This window comes from Thiomonas bhubaneswarensis (assembly GCF_001418255.1).
GTDB classification, from domain to species: Bacteria; Pseudomonadota; Gammaproteobacteria; order Burkholderiales; family Burkholderiaceae_C; genus Thiomonas; species Thiomonas bhubaneswarensis.
The window spans coordinates 23,255-35,539 of record NZ_LIPV01000017.1; the positions used below are offsets into that span (position 1 = coordinate 23,255).

Annotated in this window: 14 protein-coding genes; 6 read left to right on the top strand and 8 right to left on the bottom strand. The window is 61.3% G+C overall.

Annotated elements, in window-relative coordinates; genetic code table 11:
• The first annotated feature begins 53 nt into the window (after window positions 1–53).
• The 3 genes from ASC45_RS14995 (at window position 54) to ASC45_RS15005 (ending at window position 1,386) form a co-directional block, all read left to right on the top strand.
• Complete coding sequence (locus ASC45_RS14995; protein WP_055451813.1) at window positions 54–449, top strand: DUF302 domain-containing protein; 396 nt, start codon at window positions 54–56, stop codon at window positions 447–449.
• An 81-nt stretch (window positions 450–530) separates the two neighbouring features.
• Entirely contained in the window at window positions 531–788 is a 258-nt protein-coding gene (locus ASC45_RS15000; RefSeq protein ID WP_072243092.1) for an SHOCT domain-containing protein, read from the top strand.
• A 10-nt stretch (window positions 789–798) separates the two neighbouring features.
• Window positions 799–1,386: a hypothetical protein gene (locus ASC45_RS15005; protein WP_055451814.1), complete on the top strand. Its 588-nt coding sequence runs from the start codon at window positions 799–801 to the stop codon at window positions 1,384–1,386.
• A 259-nt stretch (window positions 1,387–1,645) separates the two neighbouring features.
• On the opposite strand, the gene ASC45_RS15010 is transcribed toward ASC45_RS15005, so the two are convergent.
• A complete protein-coding gene (locus ASC45_RS15010) occupies window positions 1,646–3,034 on the bottom strand; it encodes a heavy metal sensor histidine kinase (RefSeq protein ID WP_324345743.1) in 1,389 nt (462 codons plus the stop codon).
• Between the two features lie 19 nt (window positions 3,035–3,053).
• Window positions 3,054–3,737, bottom strand: coding sequence for a heavy metal response regulator transcription factor (locus tag ASC45_RS15015; RefSeq protein WP_055451824.1), 684 nt, complete (start codon window positions 3,735–3,737; stop codon window positions 3,054–3,056).
• A 177-nt stretch (window positions 3,738–3,914) separates the two neighbouring features.
• Between ASC45_RS15015 and ASC45_RS15020 the strand changes: the two genes are divergently transcribed.
• The 3 genes from ASC45_RS15020 to ASC45_RS15030 are packed head-to-tail and all read left to right on the top strand — an operon-like array spanning window position 3,915 to window position 7,483.
• Window positions 3,915–5,636 carry a copper resistance system multicopper oxidase gene (locus tag ASC45_RS15020; RefSeq protein ID WP_055451816.1) on the top strand — a complete coding sequence of 574 codons (1,722 nt, stop codon included), beginning with the start codon at window positions 3,915–3,917 and terminating at the stop codon, window positions 5,634–5,636.
• Window positions 5,637–5,663: 27 nt separating this feature from the next.
• Complete coding sequence (locus ASC45_RS15025) at window positions 5,664–6,770, top strand: copper resistance protein B (RefSeq protein ID WP_055451817.1); 1,107 nt, start codon at window positions 5,664–5,666, stop codon at window positions 6,768–6,770.
• A 59-nt stretch (window positions 6,771–6,829) separates the two neighbouring features.
• Entirely contained in the window at window positions 6,830–7,483 is a 654-nt protein-coding gene (locus ASC45_RS15030; protein ID WP_245610082.1) for a cupredoxin domain-containing protein, read from the top strand.
• Between the two features lie 233 nt (window positions 7,484–7,716).
• Here ASC45_RS15030 and ASC45_RS15035 read toward each other — a convergent pair whose 3' ends face one another.
• The 6 genes from ASC45_RS15035 to ASC45_RS15950 all read right to left on the bottom strand — a co-directional run.
• Window positions 7,717–8,322, bottom strand: coding sequence for a TlpA family protein disulfide reductase (locus ASC45_RS15035; RefSeq protein WP_082454475.1), 606 nt, complete (start codon window positions 8,320–8,322; stop codon window positions 7,717–7,719).
• Window positions 8,255–8,827 (bottom strand): hypothetical protein, encoded by a 573-nt coding sequence (locus ASC45_RS15040; RefSeq protein ID WP_055451818.1) that lies wholly within the window; start codon window positions 8,825–8,827, stop codon window positions 8,255–8,257. The genes ASC45_RS15035 and ASC45_RS15040 overlap by 68 nt, the downstream gene beginning before the upstream one ends.
• 69 nt (window positions 8,828–8,896) lie before the next feature.
• The gene (locus ASC45_RS15045; protein WP_072243093.1) at window positions 8,897–9,391 is read right to left on the bottom strand and encodes a protein-disulfide reductase DsbD domain-containing protein; all 495 of its coding nucleotides are present in this window, start codon (window positions 9,389–9,391) and stop codon (window positions 8,897–8,899) included.
• Between the two features lie 10 nt (window positions 9,392–9,401).
• Complete coding sequence (locus ASC45_RS15050; protein ID WP_055451820.1) at window positions 9,402–10,574, bottom strand: protein-disulfide reductase DsbD family protein; 1,173 nt, start codon at window positions 10,572–10,574, stop codon at window positions 9,402–9,404.
• Window positions 10,575–10,588: 14 nt separating this feature from the next.
• A complete protein-coding gene (locus ASC45_RS15055; protein WP_055451821.1) occupies window positions 10,589–11,089 on the bottom strand; it encodes a TlpA family protein disulfide reductase in 501 nt (166 codons plus the stop codon).
• Window positions 11,090–12,081: 992 nt separating this feature from the next.
• A partial coding sequence (locus tag ASC45_RS15950; protein WP_211263369.1) for a hypothetical protein occupies window positions 12,082–12,285 on the bottom strand: 204 nt, incomplete at its 5' end.

Here is a 12,285-nt window from a genome sequence, read left to right on the forward strand (position 1 = left end):
ACCGTGCACCACCATCTTCAACCCGTTCTTTCCTCAAACCCGGAGATTGACCCATGAGTGACTATGTCTTTACCGTGACCAGCCCCAAAGGCTTCGAGGCCACCGTGCAAGCGGCGACCGAAGCGTTGAAACATGAGGGCTTCGGCGTCCTGACTACCATCGACGTGGCCGCCACGCTCAAGGCCAAACTCGGCATCGAGGAACGTCCCTACCTCATCCTCGGGGCCTGCAATCCGCACTATGCCCATCAGGCCCTGCAAGCTGAGCCGGATATTGGCGCGCTGCTGCCCTGCAATGTCGTCGTGCGGGAAGAGGCGGACGGCGGGGTCAGCGTGGTGTTCATGGACCCAGCGGCCGTGCTCGGCATGGTCAAACGTCCCGAGGTAGACAAACTCGGCGGTGAAGTGCGCGACAAGCTCAAGCGCGTCGCCGAGGCCCTGCGCGCCTGAGGGCTGCGTCGGTGCCATCATCAAGGCGCTGATTCGGTCCAGCCGGTCGGTGCCTGGTTATTGTGAACATCCAATGGGAGCATGGTCATGGGCTATGGATATGGAATGATGGGCGGATGGGGCGGCTTCGGTTTGGGCTGGCTCTTCATGCTGGTGTGGTGGGCTTTGATTCTCGCCATAGTTGTGGGCTTGATCCGATGGCTGTTCACGGGCCATTCGGGCGATTCCGGGGTGCGATCTGACAGCAAAAGGCACCTGGAGATCCTGAAGGAGCGCTACGCCCGCGGAGACATCGACCACGAGACCTATGACCGCATGCGGCGCGAACTGGAAAGTTGAGGCTCAGATCATGAAACCGCTACCGAAGTGGCTGCTTGCACTGGCGATCGTGCTATTCGCTTTTTACCTACTCTTGATCCCCGAATTCGGCGTCGCCCCCTTCTGGGGCCAGCGATGGGACGCGGGCGCACCGCCCACCTGGCGTGAAAGTTCCGGTTGGTGGGGGCCACGATCCGGCTACGGCATGATGAACGGCCCGGTCGGGGACTGGGGTGCGCTCGGCGTTCAGAGCGATCACGGCTATGGTGACGACGGCGGTTATGGCTACGGCATGATGGGCGGGGGCATCTGGCCGGCGGCCAGGGGTTCTTGGCAGGAATTGGTCACGCCGCAGCAGCGCGTGCGGATTGGACAGATTCAGGCTGAGGCCTTGCGTCAGGAAGGCGCCTTGCAGCCGCAGCTCTACACCGCTCGCGCCAACCTGCTGGCGGTCAACTCCGTGGCCAAGCCCGATCCGGCGGCACAGGCCAAGGCCGGCGCTGCAGTTGCCGAAATCCTGCGGCAAATCGTCCAAATTCGCCTTCAGGCGGAGCAGCAAATCCAGGTTGCGTTGAGCGCCCCGCCACTGCCGACGGCTTCGTCCGCGCTCAGTCCTTGAAATGCGCGGTCTGACACGTATTGACGTCGAGCTTGCCGAGATTGGCATGACAACCCTTTCCCAAGGCTCAGGGTTCAAGCTCGTTCTGAATCACGTGGATGGGCTGAGGCTCGTCACGTGAGGCGAAACGTCATTGGCATGAAACCGCCAGCGGAGGGAGAGACATGCGTACAAGCCTGCCGCGTGAGAAGTTAGCGAGGTAATCGGGCCAGGGCCGCAAATCGCCCGAAAGTCGCTCAAAAGACTCATTGTTAATCAACTACTTGGCGTGAGTGACTTGAGAGCTGAGATGCGCCCCCGGCAATCGCACGCTGAAGCATGTTTTTCCATTCTCGGACGTGACCTCGACTTGACCGGCATGCGCTTCGACGATCGACTTGACGATGGCCAAGCCGAGCCCCGCCCCTTCGCCACGGCGCTGGCGCGAAGGATCCACGCGGTAAAAGCGATCGAACAAATGGGGCAAATGTTCGGATGGAATGTTGCCGGGATTACATATTTCAATCCTGACCCACCGCTCGTCCTGCGACAAGCGCAGATGGACGGATTGACCGTGCTGCGTATATCGGATGGCGTTGGCGATCAGGTTGCTGAGTGCGCGGCGCAACATCTCCCGATCACCCTCGACTCGGCCGACTTGCCCGTTCAGTTCGAGCGAGACCCCACGGTCCTCCGCCCAGGCTTCGAAGTAGTCGAACAAGCTGCGTATTTCCGCATGCAGGTCAATTCCCGCGGCGTCGCGTCGCATCGGCCCCTGCTCGGCTTGCGCCAGGAACAGCATGTCGCTGATCATCGCGCCCATACGCTCGAATTCTTCAAGGTTCGAATACAGGATTTCCCGGTAGGCGTCCACGTCCCGGGCCTTTGACAGCGCGACCTGGGTTTGCGTCGTGAGATTGGTCACAGGGGTGCGCAGCTCGTGAGCGATGTCGGCCGAGACGTTACGCAAACGCGCGAAGCCTTGCTCGATCCTGGTCAACATGGCGTTGAAGGCGGCCGCCAGATCCACGAGTTCGACTGGAACATGCTTTGGATCGAGGCGTGTGTGCAGCCGCTCAGTTGTCATTTCTCGCATGCGCGCGCTGATGCGGCGCAGCGGCGCGTGCCCTTGGCGTACGGCTAAGGCTGCGACAAGAACGCTGATGAGGCTTGCCATCAACGTCCCCGCCCAAAGAGCATTCTGCAATTCCCGTAAATACTGGAGGTGGAAGTCGATCGCAGTGGCGACGACGACCGTTTTGTTGCCACTACGCAAGACCGCTCCTCGGTAGACGTGGTGATCGGTTCGCCAGATATGGAGCGTATCTAAAGTCAAATGCGTGGTGGCGGGCACCTTTTCGCCCAAGGCATCGAGATCTGGTGCAGTCGTTCCGTACAGCAGCCGGCCATTAGCGTCACGGACGACAAAGTACACATCGTGGCCTCCCGCGATCGCGTCGACGAGTTCGTGGGACTGTGCCACCCCAGACGAAGAAGCCCCATCTCGATGAAGCGCTGCATCCACCGATGCCCAAGCTGATTGCAGTTCGGCCAGATCCATCCGGGAAAAATGCCGCTGGATCGAATATTCGATGCCCCATGCAGAGAGTACGAATATCGCCGTTGTCACCAAGCCAACCAGACTTGTGACGCGAACCGCCAGCGACATGGGGCGGCGTGTTCGGTTCTCAACGCCCATCGGGGACGTCCAGGGTATAACCCATACCGCGCACGGTCTGGATCAACTTGGGCTCGAAACCATCGTCGACCTTCGCTCGCAGCCGACGAATGGCAACATCAATCACATTCGTGTCACTGTCGAAGTTCATGTCCCAAACCTGGGATGCGATCAGGGACCGAGGCAGCACTTCGCCCTGACGACGGATCAGCAATTCAAGCAAGGCGAACTCCTTGCTGCTCAGGTTGATTCGGGTGCCGGCCCGCGTAGCACGGCGCCGCGGTAAATCGAGCACCAGATCGGCGACCTCAAGTTGATCGATTTGCGTTGGGGCGCGCCCGCGTCGCAACAGGGTGCGTACCCGTGCAAGCAACTCGGTGAAGACAAATGGTTTGACCAGATAGTCATCGGCCCCGAGTTCAAGGCCCTTGACGCGATCCTCCACCGCGTCACGCGCGGTGAGGAACAACACCGGCGTATCGTTGCCCGACTCGCGAAGGGATCGGAGGATGCGCCATCCGTCGATGTCGGGAAGCATGACATCGAGCACGATCAGGTCATACGGCGCGATCATCGCGTGATGATGGCCATCAAGGCCGTTGCGCGCCCAATCCACGACGAACCCCGATTCTCTGAGACCCTGCTGTAGATATTCCCCGGTTTTGACTTCGTCTTCGACGATCAGAAGTTTCATCTGCGTTACCTCGCCGGCGCCCCAAGACCGAAGCATACTCTCAATGTAGTTCGCCGAATCTGCCGCGACCATGACAGGACGATGACATCAATGTAATGCCGTGGTCATCCGCATGAAAGCACACCCTGTCTACGCTTCACATTCAAATTTTTCCATTGAACGGGAGCAGCCGAAACCATGCAACGCAATCTCCTCATCCGGCCACAAGGTGTCCATGTTCAACGGCGGCGCTTCGTGCAAGGGTTGGCTGCTGGCGGCGTCATGCTGGGGCTGGCCCCATGGGCGGCGCACGCGCAAGCGGCGCCCACCGCAACCGGGACGGCCCCGGAGCTGCGGGGTCGCGAATTCGATCTGACGGTGGCCGAGACTCCGGTCAATTTCACCGGAAAACCTCGGGTCGCGACGACGATCAACGGATCGATTCCAGGGCCGACGCTGCGCTGGAAGGAAGGCGACACGGTGACGATTCGTGTGACCAACCGTATGAACCGTTCGACGTCGATCCACTGGCACGGCATGCTCGTGCCCTTTCAGATGGATGGCGTGCCTGGAATGAGCTTCAAGGGCATCACGCCCGGTGAGACCTTCGTCTATCACTTCAAGGTCCGGCAGGCCGGCACCTACTGGTACCACTCGCACTCGGGCATGCAGGAGCAAACTGGCATGTACGGCGCCATCATCATCGAGCCCGCGCAGGGCAAGACCATACACGCCGAGACCGATCATGTGGTGCTGTTGTCGGACTGGATGGACGAAGACCCGATGCGCGTCCTGGCCAAGCTCAAGGACGACAGCGGTTTTGACAACTACCACGAGCCGACGGCGGTGGACTTCTTCCGCGATGTCTCCCGCGAGGGACTGCGTGCGGCACTCGACAAGCGCGCGATGTGGGAGCAGATGCGCATGAGTCCGGGCGACCTTTCCGATCTATCGGGCGCCACGCTGACGTATCTCACTAATGGCGTCACCCCTGCCGGCAACTGGTTCGCACCCATCGTGCCGGGCAAGGTCGCACGACTGCGCTTCATCAATGGCTCGGGTGATACCTTTTACGACGTGCGCATCCCCGGCCTGAAACTCACGGTGGTTGCCGCCGACGGGCAGGACGTGGAGCCGGTGAGTGTAGACGAGTTCCGCTTCGGCCCTGGGGAAACCTATGACGTGCTGGTGCGCCCCAGAGACGAGGCGTACACGATCTTTGCGCAATCGATGGACCGTACCGGATACGCACGCGGCACGCTGGCTGCCCGGCCGGGTCTCGCCGCGCCCGTTCCGCCGATGGACCCACGCCAGCAATTGACCATGGCCGACATGATGGGCAACGACATGAGCTCGATGCCGGGAATGGACATGGGAGGGATGAGTATGGACACGGAACCTGCTGTGCGGCACGCGCCGGCCGAATACGGTCCCGGCGTCGACGCCCGCGTCGACCACCCACGGACAAATCTGGACGATCCTGGCGTGGGCCTGCGCAACAACGGCCGACGCGTCTTGACCCTGGCTGATCTGCACACGATCGGTGGCCCGATCGACCCGCGTGCGCCCGGTCGCACGATCGAGATGCATCTGACGGGCAACATGGAGCGCTACACCTGGTCGTTCGACGGCGTGCCGTTCGGGGAGTCGACACCGGTGCATTTCCGCTATGGCGAGCGCCTGCGCATGGTGTTGGTGAACGACACGATGATGACCCACCCGATGCACATGCACGGCATGTGGAGCGAATTGGAGAGCCCGGATGGCCAATTCCAGGTGCGCCGCCACACCATCCCGGTTCAGCCGGCGCAGCAGGTCAGCTACCGCATCAGCGCCGACGCGCTGGGGCGCTGGGCCTGGCACTGCCATTTGATGATGCACATGGACGCGGGGATGTTCCGCGAGATTCTGGTGTCATGACCACCGCGGCCATAGGAGATGAAATCAATGAGACTGCAACACATCAACAAAGCTCTGGCATTGGCGATCGCCGGTCTGGCGATTGCGCCGGTCTGGGCGCAAAGCATGGACATGCCAGGGATGAGCATGCCAGGGATGGGATCTCCTGCTGCTTCGGCTTCCTCCCCGGCCGATCACCCCGTTTCGCCGACGAAGGCGCCTGCAATGTCTGGCGACATGGGCGGCATGAACATGCAGGGAATGGATGCAACCACCCCGTCTTCGTCAAAGGCAATTCCCACGCCCTCTTCAAAGCCCGCGGCAGCGCCGAATGACATGAATGGGATGGACATGCCGGGGATGCAGATGCAAGGGACGGGCGCGGCCACGCAGGCGGCGGCTGACGGGAACATGAAGGGGGCGGCTCCCAACCAGCCGCGCAGCGCCGATGCGTACTCCGGTGGCTACACGCTGACGACCGGACCCTTTATCCCGCCTGGAGTCAAGCCGCCGCGCCTTGCGGACCAGGAGAATTTCGGCTCGGTGCTGGTCGATCGCCTGGAGCGCGCCTATACGCGCGACGGCAACTGGAGCGCCTACGACGTGCAGGCCTGGTTCGGCCGCGATTTCAACCGCTTGGTGATCAAGGCCGAGGGCGATGTCTCGCAAGGACGCCTGCAGGACGCCCGAACCGAGCTTCTCTGGGGGCACGCGGTTGCCGCGTTCTGGGACACGCAGCTCGGTGTGCGTCACGACAACGGCTCCGGACCCGACCGTAACTGGCTGGCGTTCGGGGTGCAGGGCCTGGCACCCTATTGGTTCGATGTCGAGGCCACAGGCTATTTGGGCAACGCGGGACGCAGCGCGCTGCGTCTGGCGACGAGTTACGACTTGCTGATCACCCAGCGCGTCGTACTGCAGCCGCGCGTTGAAGCCAACCTGTATGGCAAGGATGATCCGGCGCGTCAAATCGGCAGTGGGCTGTCCGATGCGACCGCCGGGTTGCGCCTGCGCTACGAGTTCACGCGCCAGTTCGCGCCCTATGTCGGCGTGGAATGGAGCGGGAAATTTGGCCGCAGCGCGGACTACGCGCGCATTGCGGGCGAAAAGACACGCCAGACGGCCATCGTCGCTGGCTTGCATTTCTGGTTCTGACCCGTTGGTTTTCAACGGATTCGCTGTTGTACTTTTAAGGCTGACGAAAGGATACCCATATGAAGATGAAGAAAATCCGACTGTCCATGCTTCTGCTTGGCGCATGGCCCGTATTTGCGCTTGCCGCCGCGAATGCGTCCGGAGTCGAGAATCCGTCACACGAGGCCACGCCGAAGCGTGGCGCAAGCGTGTCCTCTGAGGCTGCCGCAATGCCTGGTGCCATGAAGGGCATGAATATGCAAGGTATGAACATGCAGGGCATGGGCATGTCAGGGGTTGCCGCAAATGCGGCCTCTGCCCCCCACGCATCGGTTCATGCCGACGCGGACGCCGACGCATCTTCCATCGGCAATCCTGGTCAAGCAACGGCCGCCACCAAAAACGTGGACATCACGATGGACGACTCGATGCGTTTTACGCCGGATGTCATCCATGTGCAGCCGGGACAAACGATTCGGTTTGTTTTGATCAACCGTGGCCAAATCAAGCACGAGATGACGATCGGGAGCATGGCCGAGCTCAAGGAGCACGAAAAGATGATGGCGGCTATGCCCGATATGACCGATGGGGCCGAGCCCAATATGGTCGCCGTACCGCCTGGAAGCAAGGGTGAGCTGATCTGGCGCTTTGGCAAGCCCGGGACCGTCGACTTCGCCTGCACGATGCCCAGGCATATGGAAGCTGGCATGGTCGGCAAGATTCTGGTGGAGTGAGCGCTCCACATGAAGTGGCAGGGGTGGCACCCGGCAACAGCGGCTTGGCGTTCTCAAAAATCTTGCTTGAGTGTCGCCTTCTACCGCTTCGCGCCGCGCCTCCCGCCGCCAAGCAGGGCCGATTGCCCGCGAAAATCGCCTCCATTTCGACGCCGCGGGCCGGATGCCTCCGTCCGGCACCTCAGCCTGCAAGGGATGATGGGCCAGTTCGCCGTGGCCTGATCAGGGACTGTTCAGCGCATCAGGGCCTCGATGACCTGCCGAATCGCAGGGCTGTCGTAATCCCGCCCGCCGACGGCCTGCCGGACGATCATGCCATTCTTGTCGACCAGATAGGTCGTCGGAATGCCCATCACACCGAAGGCATGCGCCGCCTCGCTGTGCTGGTCCAGCAACACCGGGAAGGTGGGTGATGGATTGAGCTGGCCCATGTAGGCGAAAACGTTGTTCAGGGTCTCGCCCTGGTCCAGCGCCAGCACCTCGAAGGGGCGGCCCTTCATCGCCAGGTAAAGCCTTTCGATGGACGGCATTTCCTGCCGGCACGGAGGGCACCAGGTGGCCCAGAAGTTGACCAGCACCACCTTGCCGCGGTAATCGGCCAGGCGGTGGGTCTTGCCGTTGATGTCCTGCAAGCTGAATGCCGGCGCCGGGCGTGGCGGCTCCACCACCGCGAGCGCGTGGTCCTGCGCCGGGTCGGCGGCGCGTGCGGCGCGCGCCGCGCCAACGGCCAGCAGCCCGGCGCCGCCGAGCCAGGACAGCACCTGGCGGCGCTCAGGGTTGATCAGGCGTGGCCCCCGCGCATTGCGGTCCGGCCAATGTGGCTTGGTGTTGCGTTCCATGCTCTCTCCAGAAAAAAATCAGTTTGAACCGCGCGCCGCGCGGCAAGTCGACGGTGGTGAACCCCTGGGCCCAATCCCCGGGCTGCAGGGTTTGCTGCGCCGGCAGGACCGACCAGTCCGAACGCACGCCCAGTGGCTGCCAGCGGTGCAGCCACTGGGTTTTGGTGATCAGCGGGTGCCCCTTGCCATCCGGGGTCACGGCCTTCCAGGCGGCCACGTCATAGGTGATAGGAACCTTGGCGTTGTTCCGGATCGAGGTTCCGAACACGCAGACCCGGGCAATGGCATCGATGGCCTTGGATGGATAGCCCATGTTCTCGTAGAAGGCGCGCACACTGTCTGGGCTGAGCTGGATCAACTGCACGGTGAAAGCGTGCCTGGCGTTCGTCCACGACGGTTGCGCCGCACTCGCCGCTGCGGCCGGGGCGGCATCCGCAGCCAAGGCGCCGGGCGGAAGCACGGCACAGGCAAGTACGACGAGCAAGGGAAAAACACGACCATCCATCGTTCAACTCCGTAAGAAAAACGCGAGCGGGGCCCGCTCTACGGGCGGAAAAGCGCTGAAGCGATGAGATTATTGGGTCGTCGCAACGATCGTTGCCGGTGGAAGGCATAGCCCTTTGTCGGCGCAAGCCTGGATTTGCACCTGTATGCGGACATCGCGCAGCCTTGACAGACCTGGCAGAGCGATGCGTGTACCGTTCTCGTAGACCCGTATGGTCTTGCCGTTGATATGTAGGCCGATGTCTTGACCGGGTGGATAGAGAGGTTGGATCGCTAACGTACGGCCACTGCGTTGCGCGACCACCGTGACAGGAATCAAGTAGGGCGCCGACGGCGGATTGGCGTAGACATGCCAACCCGCGTCAATGTGCAGCGTCACCACCGCATTGGGGCCATTGATCGCGGCACTGGCACCAACCTTGGCGGAGGAATCGACCAGATCGCCGGCAGCAGCCGGGGTCAAGCCAGGGTCGGGATACGCGGCATGGAACAGCAAGGCAGCGCCGATCAAGACGGTCAGGGCAATGAGCGAGACGGCGGCCATGCGCCGGAGTTTTGGTTTCATCGAAATTCCTTTATGGTTGGATGGCATTCAAACCTCGGACGAGCGCATCGGCCGAGAACAGTCCGGAAAGATGGCCGATCTCTCGCCCATGTGGATTCAATATCGCCACGAACGGCAGGCCAGCCCCGCCGTAGGCGGCAAGGAGACTTTGCAGTTCTGGGTTCGGGCGGGTTAGGTCAACCTGCAAGGGAACGACACCGCGGGTGCGCAGGGCTTGCACAACGCGCGCGTCGCCATAGACGGTTTGCTCCAGAAACCTGCAGTTCAGGCACCACTGTGCGGTGAATTCGACCAGCGCAGGGCGATGCAGATTGACAATCTCGGCGATTTGTGTTGCCTCAAGCGGCTGCCAAGGGATGCCCTGCGATGGGACGGGCCAGATCCCTGCACTCAGATAAACCAAAGCCAGTGCGGGCAAGCTCGAAAGTGGCGCGGCCCAGCGCGAGGCGCGATCTGTGGCGCGAAGGCTCGTTGCGAGTACCCACAACATCATCCCAGCAAGAAATGCGAACCATAGCGCCTTGTCCACGCTGGCGGGAAACAGACTTTGCGCGAAAAAAATCGCGGCGCCGGCAAGCAGCCAGCCGAAGCTTTGACGCACGATATCAGTCCAAGCCCCTCCACGTGGCAGCCGATCGAGAAGTCCGGGCTTCAGAAGCAGAATGGCGTAGGGCAGAGCCATGCCAAGACCAATCGCGATGAATATCATCACGATGTCGACAGTTGGCCGGGTGAGGGCAAACACAAGGATCCCACCCAGCAAGGGGCCGGTACAGGGCGTCGACAAAAGGGCACTGACCAGGCCGGAGACCAGCGGCTCGGCGAAACGCCCACCTCCCATTCTCGCGATGATGGGAGGAATCGGCAAACTGCGCCCCGTGAAATTCATCACCGCCATCACCAGCAGGATGATGACCAGGCCGATCAGCACGGCTCGCGATTGGAACAGCACGCCCCATTGAAGATGCAGGAGAGCTGTTGCCAGCCCCAGGGGTGTGAAAAACAACAGGGACCCCGCAGCGAACAGACCGGCGGACAAAGCACGTGTCGCCGGCTTTGCACCGGCGGCGCGCAGGATGGTGCGAACCTTGATTGGAATGACCGGCAGCACGCATGGCGTCAGGTTGAGCAGCATGCCTGCGCCGACCGCGAGGAGGACTTCGAGGATGAGTGAGATGTCCATGGGGCTTGGTCCTTTCAAGCGTTTTTAGCCAGTTCGTGCTGGATCAGTCGATCAAGCTCGGGAAAGTCGGGTTCGCCGAGAATTCGCTTGACGACGTTCCCTTGCTTGTCGACCAGAAACGTGGTCGGCGTCAGGCGGACGTCGTAGAACTCGCGTGCCAGGTGGCCATCCGCGTCCTTGGCAACCTTGAACGGTAAATGCCGGGTCGAGGTGTAGTCGGTCACATAAGACAGCGGGTCATAGCTCATATCCACCGCGATGAACTCGAAATTCCTTCCCTCGAATCGCTCGTACGTCTTGACCATTTGGGGCATTTCCTTGATGCAGGTAGCGCAGCTCGTGGCCCAGAAATTCACCAGATAGACCTGGCCTCGCAGGGAAGAGGTCGAAAGGGTTCTTCCAGTCAGCAGCACAAACGTCGCCTGCGGGACAGCCGGCTTCCTGGCCAGGACAAAATAGGCCATGCCGGCCATGACGAACGCCACAGTGGCGGCAATTGTGAAACGCACACGCATGATTTCACCTCGATCGATGTTTTCAAGAAGGCTGTGGTGATCGGCTCGCCCAGTTTCATCGCGGAACGATGCTCTCGGACCGGGTCCGGAGGCTGGTCGTTGGGACGAGCCGGGGACAGAGGGCGACCTCGCAGATTGACCTGCTGCCGCAGCGCTGAGGCCGGACGAATGCCGGCTTTGAGGGGTGATCAGACCCTGGGCGGGTGATAAGGGGCGTCAGGCGCCGCACTGGCGACGAAGCGTGTGTGGAATTGCGGCATGGAAGCTGCGTTCTGTACAAAGTGCCAAGCGAATGGCGCGGAAGCCGTCGCTAAAGCGATACCGCAGGGGACGGGGCAAAGGGCATGTCCGGCTACCGGGTGGCCCAGGCGGCCGTCCGGCCTCACTTCACGGCTGCGTTCAAAGGAATCGAGGGGATGCTGTGACTGTTGCAGGTCTGTGGCCGACAAGTCTGCGTGCGATGCCCCCATTAAAGCTTGATCTCGTCCGGGGCAGTGACTCAGCATGGCCGTGAACGTCGTGGCATCGCCCATAGCGGCCCAGCCTTGCAGCGGCAGCAACGCCAGCAGGACGGTGAGCAGGACGACACGCAAGGTGTTCATGCAATCAGGCTATTGAGAAAAGCAAGGGGATATAAGCGAGCGTCATCATGCAAATCGATATTTGAGTCCTGCATGCCTGCCGGAGTTCCAGCAAAAATTGGTTATGGTGCTGCCCTCGTCACGCAGGCGGCTGCGAACATGCGTGCGACGCACCACAGCGCATACCGATCCTATTCGATTCAGAGAGGAATTTCTGTGTAAACTTTTTAGGGTGGCATGCTTTGCCCAAACTGCCGCAAAGGCATGACGTCGGCCGAAAAGTTTCTGTCACTTCGGCGATGAAAATGAAGGCAGTCATCCCGAAGATGAACAGCACGCCAAAAAATCCCTTGACTCTGGACCTCACTCCAAGGTCTAGAGTGCATCCATCGCGATGCGGCAGGTCTTTGTTCACCCGGGGATCATGCCAAGACAGATGGGTGTTTCAAACGAAGGAGTTCTGACATGGCAACACAACGTCAGGTTGAAGTTTTCAGCGCCGGGTGCGGCGTGTGTGAAGGGGGCTGTCTGAATTTTTGTGTTCGAGGCGCTGGGAGACTTGTCCACGGCGTCGGTCGGCGCTTGCGACGAACCGAACGACGCGGTGGGCAAGTC

What these genes read in the sequence shown, in the direction of transcription:
- ASC45_RS15040 (WP_055451818.1), bottom strand. Translation starts at nt 8,827, where the DNA reads ATGGATGGTCGTGTTTTTCCCTTGCTCGTCGTACTTGCCTGTGCCGTG.
- ASC45_RS15055 (WP_055451821.1), bottom strand. Translation starts at nt 11,089, where the DNA reads ATGCGTGTGCGTTTCACAATTGCCGCCACTGTGGCGTTCGTCATGGCC.
- ASC45_RS15000 (WP_072243092.1), top strand. Translation starts at nt 531, where the DNA reads ATGGTCATGGGCTATGGATATGGAATGATGGGCGGATGGGGCGGCTTC.
- ASC45_RS15030 (WP_245610082.1), top strand. Translation starts at nt 6,830, where the DNA reads ATGAAGATGAAGAAAATCCGACTGTCCATGCTTCTGCTTGGCGCATGG.
- ASC45_RS15005 (WP_055451814.1), top strand. Translation starts at nt 799, where the DNA reads ATGAAACCGCTACCGAAGTGGCTGCTTGCACTGGCGATCGTGCTATTC.
- ASC45_RS15015 (WP_055451824.1), bottom strand. Translation starts at nt 3,737, where the DNA reads ATGAAACTTCTGATCGTCGAAGACGAAGTCAAAACCGGGGAATATCTA.
- ASC45_RS14995 (WP_055451813.1), top strand. Translation starts at nt 54, where the DNA reads ATGAGTGACTATGTCTTTACCGTGACCAGCCCCAAAGGCTTCGAGGCC.
- ASC45_RS15020 (WP_055451816.1), top strand. Translation starts at nt 3,915, where the DNA reads ATGCAACGCAATCTCCTCATCCGGCCACAAGGTGTCCATGTTCAACGG.
- ASC45_RS15050 (WP_055451820.1), bottom strand. Translation starts at nt 10,574, where the DNA reads ATGGACATCTCACTCATCCTCGAAGTCCTCCTCGCGGTCGGCGCAGGC.
- ASC45_RS15045 (WP_072243093.1), bottom strand. Translation starts at nt 9,391, where the DNA reads ATGAAACCAAAACTCCGGCGCATGGCCGCCGTCTCGCTCATTGCCCTG.
- ASC45_RS15025 (WP_055451817.1), top strand. Translation starts at nt 5,664, where the DNA reads ATGAGACTGCAACACATCAACAAAGCTCTGGCATTGGCGATCGCCGGT.
- ASC45_RS15010 (WP_324345743.1), bottom strand. Translation starts at nt 3,034, where the DNA reads ATGTCGCTGGCGGTTCGCGTCACAAGTCTGGTTGGCTTGGTGACAACG.
- ASC45_RS15035 (WP_082454475.1), bottom strand. Translation starts at nt 8,322, where the DNA reads ATGGAACGCAACACCAAGCCACATTGGCCGGACCGCAATGCGCGGGGG.